Here is a 16,573-nt window from a genome sequence, read left to right on the forward strand (position 1 = left end):
CCGGCAGACGAAGATCCTTCTCTGTTCTTGCAGCGCTCGGAAACTCGGATTCTTCCAGAGCCCGGGGTCGGGTTCCCGACGTGCGGTGCCCCTCACCGCCGGTCCGGTCTGCCCGAGGGCGACCGGATACAGTGCGCGAGACGGCCGCCATGGTCAGAGAGGGGCAGCGTGACCGACACCAGCGACACCAGCGACACCCGACCCGCCGACAGCGAAGCGGGAACTGCGCGGCAGAGCCGACTGCACCGCCTGATGCGCTACCTCCCGCTGGTCGCCCCCGTTCTCCTGTGGGCCGTGCCCTGCTGGGTGCTCCTGTACGCCGGGCAGCACTGGCCGCTGTCCGTCACGCTGGTCGCCAGCGCACTGTTCGTGCTCGGCCTCGTCGGGATGCCGCTCGCGATGGCGCGCGGCCACGGCCGGCGTCAGCAGGACCGGGCGGCGATCGTCGGAGACACCCTGCTGGGCGTCGGCTGGGTTCTGTTCACGTGGTCCGTCCTGCTCGGCGTCCTCCTGCGGCTCGCCCTGACCGTGGCGGGCGTCGGCGAGGGGCAGGACCGGGCCCGCATCGTCACCTGGGCCGTTCTCGGCGTGACCGCCGTACTGCTCGCCTGGGGGTACGCCGAGGCCCGCCGCGTGCCACGCGTGCGCCGGCTCGACGTGCAACTCCCCAGGCTGGGAACCGGGTTGGACGGCACTCGCGTCGCCCTCATCACCGACACGCACTACGGTCCCCTCGATCGCGCCCGCTGGTCGGCGCGGGTGTGCGAGACGGTGAACACCCTGGAGGCCGACCTGGTCTGCCACACCGGTGACATCGCGGACGGCACGGCCGAACGCCGCCGCGCCCAGGCCGCCCCGCTCGGGACCGTCCGGGCAACCCATGCCAGGGTCTACGTCACCGGCAACCACGAGTACTACAGCGAGGCGCAGGGCTGGGTCGACCTGATGGACGAGCTGGGCTGGGAGCCGCTGCGCAACCGCCATGTGCTGCTCGAACGCGGAGGCGACACCCTCGTGGTCGCGGGGGTGGACGACGTCACCGCCGAGTCCTCCGGCCTGGCGGGCCACCGCGCCCACCTCGCCGGGGCCCTGGACGGCGCCGACCCCGACCTGCCCGTCCTGCTCCTGGCGCACCAGCCCAAGTTCGTCGACCGCGCGGCAGCCGCCGGCATCGACCTCCAGCTCTCCGGTCACACCCATGGCGGGCAGATCTGGCCCTTCCACCACCTCGTCCGCCTCGACCAGCCCGCCCTCGCCGGCCTCAGTGAGCACGGCTCCCGCACGCTCCTCTACACCAGCCGCGGCACCGGCTTCTGGGGCCCGCCGTTCCGCGTCTTCGCCCCCAGCGAGATCACCCTGCTGGTGCTCCGCTCCCCGGGCCCGCCCGCGTCGACGTAGGAATCGGTGGGGGTCACGATTTCGCCGCGAGGGCGGGGCGGCCCAGGCGGACGGGGACGCCGGGCGAGTACAGGACGCTCACCGGGGCACCGGTGGGGGGCTCGATCCCGGCGCCCGCGACCAGGTCCTCGTCGCACCTGACGAGCCGGGCCCGGTGCAGAGGCCAGCGGGGGTGATGGTTGGGCAGGTACGCCGCCCCGCCGAAGAACATGTTGTGCATGCCCCAGCGGGCGGTGAGGAAGTGCTCCAGGGCGGTCGGCTCGTGGATGCGTTCGCCGGGCCGTACGGTGATCCGGCTGTGGGCCCCACGCGGGCCGGGCCAGCGGCGGGAGCTGGTGTAGGACACGGTGTCGCCGACGGTGCGGACGCTCATCCGGGACCACAGGTAGGGCAGCCGGAAGGCGACGCGCCCCATCACCACCGGGATCAGCCGCGAGGCGTCCATCGACCGGAAGACCACGCCGCGACGGCCATGGGCGTCCACGCTGTACAGGCGGACGTTGGTCTCCGGGAACGAGCCCAGGTACGGGACCCCGGGCAACCGGAACCAGCCGACCCTGTGCATCCGGAAGGCGACCAGCCCGACGTACGTGAGCCCGTCGTGCGTGTCGGGGACGGTGCCGCGCGGCATGAGTCCCGCCACGTCGGCGGGATCCACGGCCCAGTGGACGAAGGCGAGGTCGAGCCACTCCTGGGTGAGGAGTGGCATGCGTATCGGTGCGGGAGCGTCGGGAGTGACGGCGCTGGGCTTCTGCACGGCGCAAGAATGGCAGACGCGAGGGCGCGTCCTGAGGGGGGCCCGGTGCATCCGGTCCGGGATTGACCCTCGACCTGGTCAAGGGCCCAGGGTTCCGGACGTGGAGAGCGAGATGCGCAGCATTGGGGAGATGGCCCGCGACAGCGGACTGGGCGTGAGCGCCCTGCGGTTCTACGACCGCGCCGGTGTACTGGTGCCGGCCTGGGTGGATCCGGTGAGCGGCTACCGCTGGTACGCGCCGGGGCAGTTGGAGGAGGCCCGGCTGCTGGCGCGGCTGCGGCGGGCCGGGATGCCGTTGGCGGACATCCGGCTGGTGCTGGCCGGCTGGTCCGGCTCGGACACGGACCTCGTGCGCGGGCTCCTCCAGGCGCACCTGCGCCGGCTCGAACGTGGGCTGGCCGATGCCCGCAGCGAGTTCTCCGCACTCCGAGTCCTGCTCGACCAGAGGGAGAATCCCATGACCGCTTCGCCCCGTACCGACACCGTCCGGCTGTCCGTCCCCGCCGACGGGCTGGCCGCCGCGCTCGACGCGGTCCGGTTCGCCGTCGGCGCCGACCCCGAGCTGCCGATGCTCGGCGGGGTCCTGTTCGACATGGAGGGCGACACGCTGCACGTCGTGGCCACCGACCGGTACCGGATGGCCGTCGCGCGCACGAGTGCCACCGGGCACGGCGGGCCACGTGACCAGGTCATCGTGCCCGCCCCGCTCGTGGACGCCATGCGCGCCCTGCTGGGCGGCGACGGGCCCGTCCACCTGGGCGTGCAGGGTGACCGGGTCACGGTGGAGGCCGGGGACCGCCAGGCGGCCGGGCCGCGCCTCGCGTACGACTTCCCCGACTACCGGCGGCTGGTGCGACTGCCGGCCGGACGGCGCGCCGTCGTCGACGTGGCCGCCTTCCGGACGGCCCTGGAGGACGGGCCCGTCCGCGCCGGTGAGGTGCGCGAAGAGGGCGGTACCGCGCGGGAGATGAGTGTGCTCGACGTGGCCGAGGACGGAACCGTGGCCGTGTGCGGGGAGGGCGACGAGGGCCGGGACGTCGTCGCCGTGGACCGCGGGTTCCTGCTGGACGCGCTCGCCGCCGCGGGGCGGGACCAGCTCGTGCTGGAGCTGGGCGCCCCCACCGCGCCGCTCGCGATCCGGCGGACCGACGAGGAGGACACGTTCTCGCTGCTGATGCCGGTCCGCCTGGACGACTGAGGGCAGCCCAGGCCCGCCTCTCCGCCCCGGCCGTCCCCTGCGCCGACCGCGTTGTCAGTGGTCTCGCCTACAGTTTTCAGCAGTTGATCACTGCGGTGCGGGGAGGCACTCATGGGGTGGGTGACGGCCGGGGACTACGAGGTCGCCCTGGACGACGGGAAGGTGGTCTGCCACAACGCGGCGGGGCGACGGCTGAAGTCGGTGCCGGCCAAGCTCGCGGACGATCCGGCCGTGGTCGGGCTGCGGCAGCTCGTCGAGTGGCTGGAGCGGCACGAACGCCAGTGCCTCACCGACGTCGAGCGATGGATGGTGCGGTCGCTGCCCGTTCCCCTCGACGTCCTCACCCGGGTGTGGGCCGACCCCGCCTGGCGGTCCGCGCTGCGCGATCTCGTCGTCACCGGCGCCGACGGCGAGGTCGCGGGCTTCCTGCGGGACGCCGACCCCGAGCGAGGTCTCGGCCTCGTCGACCTCGACGGGGACACGGTGCGCATCTCCCCCTCCCTCGTCCGTCTGCCGCACCCCGTGCTCCTCGAAGACCTGGAGGATCTGCGGGAGTTCGCCGTCGAACTCGGCGTCGAGCAGCGGGCCCAGCAGCTCTTCCGCGAGGTGTGGCACCGCCCCGCGGCGCTGGACGCCGACGCCACGTCCGTCGAGCAGTACGCGGGCGGCACGTTCAAGGAACTGCGCTTCCTGCACGGGCGGGTCACCCAGCTGGGCCACCGCGTGCGCGGCGGGTACGCCGTCTGCTCCGCCTGGGAGGACGGCCGGAGCGTGGAGGCCCGGGTGTGGGTCGGCGACTACGACAGCTATGAGGAGACCGAGACGGGCCCGCTGACCTGGGCCGACGCCGCGGGACGCGAGCTGAGGCTGGGCCGGATCGGGCCGGTGGCCTGGTCGGAGGGCATGCGCATGGCCGCCGCGCTGTACGCGGGCCGCGACATCGAGGACGAGGAGCGCGCCGCGTGAACACCGTGAACGCCACCGGGGCGGCCGACGCCCACACCACCGCACGCGGGGGCACCGCCGCGGATGGGGGCACCGCCCACGACGACGCCACCATCGCCGGCCTGCTCGACGCCGGGGCCCTCCTGCCGCCGGGCAGTACGCGGCGGGAGGACGCCGACACGCTCACTGTGCGCACCTACAGCCATGCCGCGCTCGGCGACCGGAGCGTCGTCCGGCTCGTGCCCGGCACCCTCGGTGAGGCGGAGGACCTCGCCCTGGACTTCCTCGGACTCGTGCGGGACGCGGAGACCGAGGAGGTCGGGCAGATCAGGCGGGAGACCCTCGGCTTCCCCGCCTGGGCGCTGGTCAACGACCCGGCCAACGGGCACCACGCGCTCGCCCTGGTCAAGGACGTCGAGCGGCTCGCGCGCCAGGCCAAGTCCCGCCCCGGCACCGCCAAGGAGGGCTTCGAGCAGCTCGGCGAACGGCTCGGCCGGGCCGTGCCCCACTTCCTGCCCACCTTCTACGAGCAGGCCGCGCGGATCTTCCTCCAGTACGACAACACCACGTACGCCGCGGCCTTCTTCGGCAAGGCCCGTGACGCCGAGCGGGTGCACGCGCTCACCGTCGACGAGGACCGGCAGCGGGCGGTCTTCCTGGAGTTCGCCTTCGCCGGGGCGCTCACGGTCAAGGCGCTGAAGCAGCATGTGAAGGATCTCGCCGACCGGCTGGACGCCGCCGAGGCGTGGGCCCAGTTCCGGCAGTTGGCGGTGGAGCGCTGCGCGGCCGGCATGCCGCCGTACGCGTCTCTCCCGCAGGACGCGCGTGTGCTGATCAAGGCGGCCGGACTGCCCAAGGTGGAGACGGAGGGCGATCTCGTCGCCGACCTGGTCGCCTCGCCCGCCGCCGTCCGGGCACCCGCCTCCTTCTGGACCGCCTACCGCACGACCCTGACCGCCCTGGCCGAGCGGCGGCCGGCCGTCCGTGAGCGGCTGCTGGAGATCATGCCTGCCGGGCTCGATCGCGGTGCCAAGAGCGACGAGTTCTGGCTGGCGCTGCTCACCGAGTGCGGCGCCGACCGGCTGCTCACCGGGGAGGACACGACGGTCGCCGTTGACGCCGCGGCCTGGCTCGGCCGTTGGGCCGCCCATCGCAAGCACGGTGCCACGACGTGCGACAGCTCCCCCACCACGCTCGCTCTCGTCTCCCGGATGGCGGCCCGGCTGAGGGCCGACGGGCGGACCGTCGACCTCTTCACCGGCCGTCGGCAGGTGGGTGCCGACATCGGCCTGCTGGACCTGTGCGTGGCGTTGGACATCCCTCTCGCGCTCCCGGATCCCGGCACCGAGGTCCACCTCGGGCTGGACCGCTGGGTGCGCGACACCGATCCCGGACGACGCGATCTGGCAGCCCTCGCGGCGGACCCGAGGCTTCGGCCCCTCCTGCTGAGGGCGGTCGGTGCCACGAGCCACCACCGGCAGTCGGGCTCGGTACTGGAGCACCTCGCCGACCACCCCGTACTCCGCGACGTACTGCGGGAGTGGCTGGACGGCGCGGTCGGGCAACTGGCCGACGCGAGGGGACTGCCCGGCGCCCGCGAGGCACTGCACCGGCTGAGCCCCTTCCGGCCGGTCGCGCCCCGGGTCAACCCGGCAGCCGTCGCCCGAGCCGCCGCCTGCGAGACGGCCCCGCTGCTCGCCCGTACCCTGCGGGCCGGCATCCTCGACGAACTCGGCTGGCCCGCCCTCGAAGAAGCCCTGCGGATCCTCGACACCGAGACCCGCCAGAGCAAGGATCGCGACAACACGCTCATCGTGAACGAGGCGTGGCCCTGCCTGATCCTCAGCCGCGGGCACAAGGCGGTCGTCGTGGGCCCGGACGCGATTCTCCTCGAACACGACGCGCGCCTCCCTGCCGACCTGGACCGCTGGCAACGCCCGCAGTTCCGCTACAGCGACGGCGAGCTGCTGGTGGTGTGGTGGCACGACGGCAAGCAGCGCGGCTACTGGTCCAACCGGCCGTCCGAGGTGGTCACCCTCACCGGTGAGCGGATCTCGCACTGGTGGCGCAACGACGACGCGGTCGCCCCGTCCGTCCCGCTGCCCGGTGGGGGCCGCGCCACCGGCGGTCGCACCCTGCACGCCGGGGACACCGTCCTGCCCACCACCCGTCCGGTGATCGGGGACGGCACCTCGTACTGGCGCCAGGGCCGGCACGGACGGCAGCACGTGTGGCTGGAGTACGACCCGGCGACGGGCTCACACGGGCGCGCGTCCCTGCCCGTCCTCCTGCGCTCCGGCATCCGGGACGGCGCGTCGCTGTTGCAGGACCGGTGCGAGGTGCTGCCCCTGCAACCCGGTTTGGAGCAGAGCCCGTTCGGCACCGATGGCACCGTACTCGGCCGCTGGGTGCGTGCCGAGGACGAGGCCGACGAGGCGCGCACGACCACGGGGACACCCGACGGACGCACCGTCACGCTCACCGCCGCCCGGCACAGCGAACGTCTCGTCCCGCTCGGTGCGCTGCGGCTGCCCGGTGGCGCCGCCCCCGTCGTCGCCCGGACGCGACGCCAGATCACGCTGTTCGCGCAGGACGAAGGTACGCGGGCCGGTGAACTCGGCCGGGTGACACCGCACGAGCGCGGCGGTGAGTTCGCCGCCGGTACCCCGCTGGTGCCGCCGGTCGCCTTCTGGCACGCCCTGCGCCCGCGGGACGAGGGCGCGTCGAGGGTACTGCGGGCCTGCACCGACGAGCAGGCCGCCCAGGTACTGAGCGAGGCGGCACGTGCACTGGTCGACCGGCAGGCGCTGGTGAAGGCCGCGGGCGAGGGCGACGGGCCGGACGGCGGCACCACCGCGGTCAAGCCCACCGTGCCGTCCGCCGAGGAGGTCGTGCGGCAGGCCGTCTCCCGGTCTCTGCCCGGCCTCACGGACGAGCGGATCCTGGCCGGTGTGACGGCCCTGGTCCGCACGACGCTCCAGATCGCCGACACGGTCGACCGGTTCGTGACGCCTCCCGTCGAACAGCCGAAGCGGGAACGGAAGCGGACCGAGGGCATGTTCGCGGACTACCGCCCCGAGCACGGCGACGACCACACCCTGCGCACGGCCACCCGGGGCCTGTCCCACATGTGGGGGGCCTGGGGCGGCGACCACCAGTGGACGGCACTACGCCAGATCCGCGCCGTGAACCACGTGCTCTCGGGACATCCCGCCGACGGCAGGCCGTTGCCCGAGCGCACCCGTCTGGACACCCTCCGCGACGGCTGGCACAGCGACGAGCACACCGTCCCGCGCATCGGCCTGGTGTGGCCGTCCCTGCTGACCGTGCTGCGACCGCTGGCCTACCGCGCGGCGGCGCCGACCGTCCCCACGGCCGAAAGGGAGGCGCTGCTCCTGCTGTTCGAGGCCCTCGGCGAAGGGCCGCTCGCCGCACCCGGGCACGGGCTCCGGGAGATCGTCCTGAGCGAGCCGCACGACAAGCGCAGCCAGCGGGAGCGGGCCGGGCAGGTACTGCGCCGGGACGGCCGGGCCGTGGTCGTCCTCGGCTGCCAGAACATCGACTACGGACGCGAGCGGGTCAACTGGCTGGCTCTCGACCACGATCCGGCGGGCGTGTTCGGGGCCGTCGCCCACTTCACGCTGGAGCGCGAGACGCGGCACACTCCGGCGCTCACAGCCGACACCCTCGCTGCCGTCACCCGGTTGGTCCGGGACAAGGGGGCCGCGCCCTGGCAGCCGGAGGCACCCACCGCACTGGCCACGTCGACGCACGCCGGGGTGGGACCGCTCCAGGCCACGATCCTGCTCGCCGGACAGCCGGAGAAGCTCGACGCCGGGACGCTGGCCGCGGTAGGGCTCAAGCCCCGTCAACTGGACGCGGGCAATGCCATGCTGAACACGCTCCCCGCCACGGAGCGGGCCGCGCTCGTCGGCGCCCTGCTGCCCGACGACCCGGCCGAGCTGTGGACGACCGGGCCGGACACGGGTGCCGCGGGCCGGACGTGGGCCGCGCGCCTCGGCTCCCTCGTCCGTGTGCCCGAGGACCTGGCTTCCGCGCTCGACGGTCTGCCGACCGGATCCGCGGAGGCGGTCCTCAACCCGGCACGCACCGCGTGGCTCAGTCGCACCACGGTCCAGCGCCCCGACAACGACGGCCGGCTCGTCGCGGAGGACCCCGCCGCGGTACCCGGACGCCACGCCCTGACCGGTGCGGTCGCATCCCTCACCTCACTCGCCTATGCCCTGCCCTGGGGCCATCCGCTGCGCGCGGCCCTGCCGGAGGGCCTGGCCGCGCTGCGCCGCCGCCTCGCCGACCCGGGACTGCTGCTCGACCTGGACGTCGGGTGGACCGAGAAGGGCGGAACCACCGCCGCCGAGCTGCGGAAGGCCTACGGTCTGCCCACCTCGGGAGGCGCCGACGCGGACGGGACGACGCGGGTCGGTGAGGCTCTCGTCCTGCGCCCCTGGCACGGCGACAACGAGACCGTGCTGGTGCGTCCGGCGGGCCTCACCGGGCCGGACGACGCCGTGTTCGGGCTGTTGGAGGGGCTGGTGGGTGCCGCGCGCGGTTCCGGTGCGCGGGCCTTGCGGGCCGTCCTGGGTGAGGAACTGGCCCGGGCCCTGTCCGCCGGTCAGGACCCCGCGGGGCCCGCCGGACCCGCGCAGGACCCCACGGTCAGCGTTCCGGCGCTCGTCGCGGAGGTCGCCTCGGAGCACGGCCTGAGCGAGGACGCTGCGGCGCTGTACCTGCAACTGCTCGCGCTGCCCGACCCGACGGACCGCAACGTCGCCCGGTGGACCGGGTGGCGGCCCGCCCGGATGAAGAAGGCCCGGGCCGAACTCGCGGCCACGGCGCTGGTGGTCGAGGCCAAGCGGTCGCGGGCCGGCCGTTCCCTCTTCCTGCCGTGCGGCTGGCGCGACCTCAAGGCGCCCGCCCTGCCGGTGGAGACGTGGAAGGAGGGTCTCTACCCGGTTCGCGAAGGGCTGCGGGCGGTTCCGCCGCTCCCGGTACCCGAGCTGTTCGCCCGTGCCTGGGACCGGGTGCGGGCCCAGGACGCGCCCGCCTACGAGGAACTGACCACCCGTGCCACGCGGAAGGGCCGTCGCCGATGACGACCGTGCACGCGCCCGGCCAGGCACCCACCCCCGCGCCCGCAGCCGCGGCCGCAGCCGCAGCGGCGATGTGCTCGCGCCCGCCACGCGACCGCTCCACTCCCTCTGTCCGAGCCCACCGGAAGACCCCTCGATGACCGCCACGCTCTCCCCGGACACCACCCGCCAGATCGTCCCGCCCGAGGACCGGTACGCCACCGAACTGGCCTTCCTCGCCGCCTACGACGACGGCCCGCGCCCGCCCGCCTGGCGGCTCACGCCCCGGGCCGTGGTCACGTTCGTCATGGGCAGCGACGGCCGTGCCCTGCGGCTGCCCGATGACGCCCGGGCACCCGTGGGCGTACCCCGCCGGCTGGTGGTTGAGGGCAAGTTCGTCGGCGACCGGGCCCTGGTGGAGCGGTGTGTCGTCACGCTCGCCGGGGAGCGCGGACTGCTGCTGGTGGGCGAGCCCGGTACCGCCAAGTCCATGCTGTCCGAGTTGCTGTCGGCGGCCGTCTGCGGCACGAGCGGGCTGGTCGTGCAGGGCACGGCGGGTACGACCGAGGACCAGCTCAAGTACGGCTGGAACTACGCCTTGCTGCTGGCCCAGGGCCCCAGCCGCACTGCCCTCGTCCCCTCCCCCGTCCTGACCGCCATGTCCCGGGGCGGCATCGCCCGTGTCGAGGAGGTGACCCGCTGCCTGCCGGAGGTGCAGGACGCCCTGGTCTCCCTGCTCTCCGAACGGCGCATCGCCGTCCCCGAACTCTCGGGCACGGACGACGCCCTGGCGCACGCCACGCCCGGTTTCAACCTGATCGCCACCGCCAACCTGCGCGACAAGGGAGTCTCCGAGATGTCGGCGGCCCTCAAGCGCCGGTTCAACTTCGAGACGGTCGGCCCCATTCCGGACCTCGACGCCGAGACGGCGCTGGTCCGCAGTCAGGCGCGGGCCTCGGTCGAGCGTGCCGGAGCGCCGTTCCAGGTGGACGAGGCCGTCCTGGAGGCGCTTGTCGTCGCCTTCCGTGACCTGCGTGAGGGCCGTTCGGCGGAGGGCTGGGAGGTCGAGCGGCCGTCCACCGTGATGAGCACCGCCGAGGCCGTGTCCGTCGCGGGCGCGCTCGGGTTGGCGGCGGCCTACTTCCCCGGGGACCGGGACGTGCTCGGGCTGCTCCCGGGACACCTCCTCGGAGTGGTCCGCAAGGACGACCCGGCCGACGCGGCCCGGCTGCGCGGCTACTGGGACGGTCCGGTCCGGCGCCGCGCGGAGCAGGGTTCGGCCACTTGGCGCACCCTGTGGGACCTGCGCACGGTTCTGGAGGGCTGACACCCGTGTCAGTCTCTCCGCCCACCCCGCTCGCCGCGTCGCCGTCCCCGGACGAAGCGGTGGCCGCGCTCACCGGCCCGGACGCGCCCTACCTCATCGGCGTACGGCACCACGCGCCGTCGCTGGCCGCGGCCGTGCCCGCGCTGCTGGACGCGGCCGCACCGGACATCCTCCTGGTCGAGCTGCCCACCGAGATGCAGGACTGGCTGCCGTGGCTGGGACACGAGGAGACACGGGCGCCGGTGGCCCTCGCCGCCGCCGGTCCGCGGGAGGGCGGAGGGCCGGCCTTCTACCCGTTCGCCGACTTCTCACCCGAACTGGCCGCCGTGCGCTGGGCCTACCGGCGCGGTGTCCCGGTCGTCGCGTGCGACCTGCCGTTGGCCGACCGCGCGTGGCGTGCGGGGAGGCGGCCGGGCGCGCCTGCCTCACCCACGGCACCGGAGGCCCCCTGCTCCGGGCTCACCACCGCCCTCCGGGCCCGGCTCACCGGTCGCCCCGGTGAGGACCTGTGGGACCGTCTCGTCGAGGCCACCGCTCCGGGATCCGAGCCGGAGGCGCTGCGTCGCGCCGCGCTCCTCACGGGGTGGGCACTGCGCGAGGAGGCCGTGTCCTCGGGAGGGGTGCCCGAACTGGATCTGCGGCGTGAGGGCTGGATGCGGTCCCGTCTGGGCGCCGCCACCGCCGACGGCGCGCGGGCCGCCGTGGTCGTCGGCGCCTTCCACGCCCCGGCGCTGCTGTCCCCGGCCGGTGAGGCCGAGGTGACCGGTGCGGCCGAGGCGACCGGTGCGGCCGGTGCCGTGCCGGGTGCTGCCGGTGCCGTGCCGGGTGCTCCCGGCGACGCCGAGCAGTCCGAGTGGACCACGTCCCTGATCCCGTACACCTACGCCCTCCTGGACGAACGGTCCGGGTACCCGGCGGGCATCCGGGACCCCGAGTGGCAGCACCTGGTGGTGCGGGCGGCGGGCGACCCGGACGCGCTGGAGGAGGCGCTGACGCGCGCGGCCGTACGGGTGTGCGCGGAGCTGCGCGGCCTCGGGCATCCGTCGGGGCCCGCGGACGCGCGCGAGATCACGAGGTTGGCCTCGGACCTGGCCCGGTTGCGAGGGCTGCCCGCGGCGGGCCGGGGCGAACTGGTCGAGGCGGTGCAGACGGTGCTCGCGCAGGGCGAGCCGTACGGCAGGGGGCGGGCCGTCGCCCGCGCGATGGAGCGCGTCCTCGTCGGCAACCGCGGCGGACGTCCGGCGCCGGGCGCGCCGCGCAGCGGACTCGCCCCGGCGGTCGAGACCGAGCTGTCGAGACTGGGACTGCCCGGCCCGAGGCCCGGTGGTACGGCCCCTGGGGCAACCGGTGGGACGAGTGGACCGCATGCGACAGCCAAGGAGCTGCGGCTGGATCCCCTGCGCTCCGACCTCGACCGTGACCGCGACCTGCTGCTGCGGCGCCTGACGGTGTGCGGGGTACCGTACGGCGAGCTGAGGGCCGTCGTCGGTACGGGCGGCGCCGAGGCATTGACGACGCGGTGGGAGGTGCGTTGGACCCCGGCGACCGAGGCCGTGCTGTCAGCGGCCGGTGTGCACGGCGTCACGCCCGCCCAGGCCGCCGAGGGTGTCCTGCGCGAGCGCCGGCGGACGGAGCTCGACGAGGGCGGTCCCATGGCGGCGCAGACGCTGGACGGACTCCGGCAGGCGGCGGAGTGCGGCCTGCCCGAGCTGACGGACGCCCGCCTGGCGGAGGCCGCCGACGTGCTGCCCGCCTCGGCCACGCTGCCCGAACTCCTCACCGGGCTGGGCCTGCTGGACCGTCTGCGCGCGGGGCACGTCGCGGGGCTCGGCCTCGACAAGGACCGTGCCGTCCGGGCCTATGCCGTGGCCGATGTCCTCACCGCAGCCGCGGTGCGCCAGGTGGACGGTCTCGCCGGTGCCGAGGACCCGGCGGACGCGCACGCGCTGCTGCAACTCGCGCACCGCGCGGACGTCCTCGGCGGTGTCCGCCTGACCGGCGCCCTTGCCCGGCTCGCGGGGGAGGGATCGCCCTTGATGCGTGGCGCCGCGGGTGCGGTCCGGGTCCTCCTGGGGCACGAGGACCCGGACGTCCTCGGCCGCCGGGTCGCCTCCTGGGTCGACACGGCGACCGACCGCGAGTCCCGCTCCGCGCTCACCGCGCGGCTCACTGGTCTGCTCACGGCCGCGGGCACCCTGCTGGAATCGGCGGCACCGGCGCTGGAGCCGCTGCTCGACCGGGTGTCCGGGCTGTCCGACCGGGACTTCCTGCACCGGCTGCCCGCCTTGCGCGGCGGCTTCGACACGCTGAGCCCGGCCGCCCGCGACCGGCTTCTCTCGGCTGTCGAGGAGCGCTTGGACATCGAAGGTCCGGCCGGCAGGGCGAAGCGGGGCCACTTGGCCGACCTGGGTCGCATGGACCCCGCCGCCCTCGCCGTGTGGACCCGAGCGGACCTCACGGCGCGGGCCACGCTGGGCGGCCTCGGCCTATTGCCCTCGCCCACCCAGCCCGCGGACCCGGCACCGCCGTCCCGCCGGCCCTCAGCGCCGGCCTCGACGCCGGCCCGCACTTCCACCCCGCTCTCGATCCGGCCCCCGACCCCGCCCCCTTCCCCGACGGACGAGACCTACGACCCCGCGCTCCACCACCTCGCTCCCGTCGACCGCTGGCGGCTCGTACTCGGCCGCCGCACCGACAAGTTGCCCCCGTCGGCCGGCGCACCGGCCACCGCGCTCGACGAGTTGTACGGCAGCGGACGGGGCGAGGGCAGCCGGGGTGAGCTGAACGGCCCCGGGCGCGACGGCGGCGGTGGCGGCCGGGAAGTCTCCTATCCGAGCGTGAGGGAATGGTCGGAGGAGCTGAGGGCGCTGTTCGGGCCGGGGGTCCGCGAGGAGGTGCTGGCGGCGGCGGGCCGACCGGACGTCCTGGCGGAACTCGACCCGGACAGTGTGCGGCCGTCCGTCGATCTGCTGCGCACGGTCCTGCGGCACGCGGGTGGTCTGCCCGAGGCACGGCTGGCCGCGCTGCGGCCACTGGTACGGCGTCTGGTGGAGGCGTTGACCAGGCAGTTGGCCACGCGGCTGCGCCCCGCGCTGCACGGCGCCGTCCTGCCGCGGCCCAGCCGCCGTCCGGGAGGCGGCCTCGACCTGCCCCGCACCCTGCGGGCCAACCTGGCCTCCGCACGCCGTGGACCGGACGGCAAGGTGCTGGTCGTTCCGGAACACCCCGTCTTCCGTACCCGGGCCAGAAGGGCCTCCGACTGGCGGCTGATCCTCGTGACGGACGTGTCGGGGTCGATGGAGGCGTCCACGGTCTGGGCCGCCCTCACCGCGTCGGTCCTGGCCGGAGTGCCCACCCTGTCCACGCATTTCCTGGCCTTCTCCACGGAGGTCATGGACCTCACGGACCACGTCCACGACCCGCTGTCCCTGCTGCTCGAGGTGAGCGTGGGCGGCGGCACCCACATCGCCGCGGGACTGCGGCACGCCCGCGAACTAGTCACGGTGCCGTCCCGCACACTCGTGGTGGTCATCAGCGACTTCGAGGAGGGCTATCCCGTCGGTGGCCTGCTCGCCGAGGTACGCGCCCTGGCCGGGAGCGGCTGCCACGTCCTGGGCTGCGCGAGCCTCGACGACACCGGCCGGCCCCGGTACTCCACCGCGGTCGCCGGGCAGCTCGTCGCGGCGGGCATGCCGGTCGCCGCCCTCAGCCCCCTCGAACTCGCCGGCTGGGTAGGGGAGAAGATCGGATGAACGCCCACCTTCCGAAGGTCGCTCCCTCGGTGACGGCCCAGCTCGTCGCGGCACTGACGCCCAGGCTGCGCAAGCGGCTGAACGCGGGTGCCGCGAAGGTGGCGGCACGGCCTGTGGCCCGGGAGGGCGACATGGTGCGGATCGCCCTGGACGACGACACCGCCCTCGAGCTGCACGCCCCCGACGGGGTCGTGACCAGCGCCGAGGGGATCCGCTGCGGGTGCCTGCTCGCGCCCGACTGCCTGCACCGCGCCGCCGCGGCATCCGTGGCCCCGGTCGCCGACCCCACGGCCCCGCCCCCCACGGAAAACCCCGCGACGGGCCTCAAGGAGCCCGCTCCCTCCAGTCAGGACTCCGCCCCTCCCGAAGCGGCCACCCCAGCCCAGCGCACGGCCTCGGCCGCCCTGCACGACGCGGCCGCCGCGGTGCTGGAGGCCGGTACCGACGGAGCCGGTGCCGTGCTCCAGGCCGAGTTGCTGCGGGCTGCGCACACCGCGCGGCTCGCGGGGCTGCCCAGGGCCGCGAGCCGGGCCGTCGCCGTGGTCACGGCGTTGCGCGCGGCGCGCGGCGGCGACCCCGACTACCGGCTCACCGATCTCACGGCGGCCCTGCGCGACGTACTCGCCCTCGCGCACCGCCTCCCCGACGCCACCGGTCCCGAACTCGCCGCACTGCGCGGCAGCGTACGGCAGCCGTACAGCCCGGACGGTTCCCTGCGTCTGTACGGGGTCTTCGCCGAGCCGGTCCTCTCGGCGACCGGCTACGCGGGCGCGGTCACGTGGACCGCCGATGCTGCGGGCCGTCTCTACACGGTCTCGGACGTGGCGCCGGGCGGCGCCGAGCGGGCCACGGGCGCGGCGGACCGGGCCGTGCGCCTCGGCGACACGGCCCTGACGCACCGTGAGCTCTCCCGCGCGGGACTCGCCGTGTCCGGGGCGACCGTCTCCCCGACGGGCCGCCTCGGCGCGGGCGCGGGCGTAAGGGCCGTGCGCGCGTCCGGCGTCGGCTGGGACAGCGAACCCCTGGACCGCCTGTGGGCGGTACCTGTGCCGGAGCAGATCTCCCGCTCCCTGAGGGACGCCCCGGACGGAAGGGAAGCGCGGGAAGACCGTGACCTGCTCTTCCTCGACGTCACACTTGTCGGCACCGTCCGGGAGGCGGCGGGTGAGTGTCTGGTCGCGGACTGCGGCGGCCTCCGGCTCCGGCTCGCCGCCGCCCACGACCATCCGGCGCTGCCTCACCGCGAGAACCTGCGCCTCCTCGCCTCCGTGCCGGGCATGCGGCTTCGCGTCGTCGCCCGGCTCAGCCCCGGCCCGCTCCCCCGCGCCACGCTGCTGGCCGTGAGCCATCCCACCGACTCCGGCAGACGCGTCGATCTCGGCCTGGACCGTCTCCGCCGCGCCGACCTGCCCACCGTGCCGCTCCAGCAGACCCAGCCGTCGCATCAGCCGTCGCACGAGCCGTCACCCCCGCCCCCTCCCCCGCACAACCCCCCGCCTCACGAACCCCCGCCCGCCGTCGACGACGCCCCGGTCCACCTGCTGCGACGCCGGGTCATGCAGGCCGTCTCCGGAGGGCGCCGGGTGCTGGCGTTCCCCGGCGACCGGGATGCCGAGGTCGCACGGCTGCGGCGGTACGGCCTGGGCACCGCGGGTGAGCTTCTCGCCGAACTGCACACCACCGCGGCGGACCGCGCACGCGACTCCTTCGGCCGGCTGCTCCCGGCCGACACCGGCCGCTTCGTCCGCGCCTGGCTCGGCGCCGCCGTGTACACGGAGTCCCTCGACCGCACCCTGTGCGCCGCCGCGTGGGGCGCGGACCCCACCACGGACCAGACCGCGGACCCCACCACGAACCAGACCACGGACCCCACCACCGACCAGACCGCGAGCCCCGCCGCGGCCCCCACCACGGACCAGACCGCGAGCCCCACCACGGCCCCCTCCGGGCCGGACGAATCCGCGCCCAGGGCCGCCCCGGCCAAGCCCACGGACCAGGCACCGGGGTCGGGCACGAGGACCGGACGACAGTGAGGCGCCCCGCTCAGCGGCACCACCCACCCGATCCGCCCGCTGAGCGGCGCGGGTCGCCGTAGTATCGGATGAT

The 16,573-nt window shown here is 75.0% G+C and carries 8 protein-coding genes; 7 read left to right on the plus strand and 1 reads right to left on the minus strand.

The features are described from left to right. Positions 1–168 precede the first annotated feature (168 nt). Positions 169–1,398 carry a metallophosphoesterase gene (locus ACGF3J_RS26090; RefSeq protein WP_393854934.1) on the plus strand — a complete coding sequence of 410 codons (1,230 nt, stop codon included), beginning with the start codon at positions 169–171 and terminating at the stop codon, positions 1,396–1,398. Positions 1,399–1,411: 13 nt separating this feature from the next. On the opposite strand, the gene ACGF3J_RS26095 is transcribed toward ACGF3J_RS26090, so the two are convergent. Next, entirely contained in the window at positions 1,412–2,107 is a 696-nt protein-coding gene (locus tag ACGF3J_RS26095) for a YqjF family protein (RefSeq protein ID WP_393854972.1), read from the minus strand. 160 nt (positions 2,108–2,267) lie between these two features. On the opposite strand from ACGF3J_RS26095, the gene ACGF3J_RS26100 reads away from it, so the two are divergent. The 6 genes from ACGF3J_RS26100 (at position 2,268) to ACGF3J_RS26125 (ending at position 16,500) form a co-directional block, all read left to right on the plus strand. Next, on the plus strand, positions 2,268–3,353 hold the full coding sequence (locus ACGF3J_RS26100) for a MerR family transcriptional regulator (RefSeq protein ID WP_393854935.1): 1,086 nt from the start codon (positions 2,268–2,270) through the stop codon (positions 3,351–3,353). Between the two features lie 111 nt (positions 3,354–3,464). Further along, positions 3,465–4,319, plus strand: a complete 855-nt coding sequence (locus ACGF3J_RS26105) for a DUF4132 domain-containing protein (RefSeq protein ID WP_393854936.1) — start codon at positions 3,465–3,467, stop codon at positions 4,317–4,319. A 5-nt stretch (positions 4,320–4,324) separates the two neighbouring features. Then, positions 4,325–9,412 carry a hypothetical protein gene (locus ACGF3J_RS26110; protein ID WP_393854973.1) on the plus strand — a complete coding sequence of 1,696 codons (5,088 nt, stop codon included), beginning with the start codon at positions 4,325–4,327 and terminating at the stop codon, positions 9,410–9,412. A 133-nt stretch (positions 9,413–9,545) separates the two neighbouring features. Then, positions 9,546–10,715 carry an AAA family ATPase gene (locus tag ACGF3J_RS26115; protein WP_393854937.1) on the plus strand — a complete coding sequence of 390 codons (1,170 nt, stop codon included), beginning with the start codon at positions 9,546–9,548 and terminating at the stop codon, positions 10,713–10,715. A gap of 5 nt (positions 10,716–10,720) precedes the next feature. Then, positions 10,721–14,467 (plus strand): DUF5682 family protein, encoded by a 3,747-nt coding sequence (locus ACGF3J_RS26120; RefSeq protein WP_393854938.1) that lies wholly within the window; start codon positions 10,721–10,723, stop codon positions 14,465–14,467. Then, positions 14,464–16,500 carry a hypothetical protein gene (locus ACGF3J_RS26125; protein WP_393854939.1) on the plus strand — a complete coding sequence of 679 codons (2,037 nt, stop codon included), beginning with the start codon at positions 14,464–14,466 and terminating at the stop codon, positions 16,498–16,500. The genes ACGF3J_RS26120 and ACGF3J_RS26125 overlap by 4 nt, the downstream gene beginning before the upstream one ends. The last annotated feature ends 73 nt before the right edge of the window (positions 16,501–16,573 follow it).

The organism is Streptomyces sp. NPDC048171 (assembly GCF_043202655.1).
Taxonomy (GTDB): domain Bacteria; phylum Actinomycetota; class Actinomycetes; order Streptomycetales; family Streptomycetaceae; genus Streptomyces.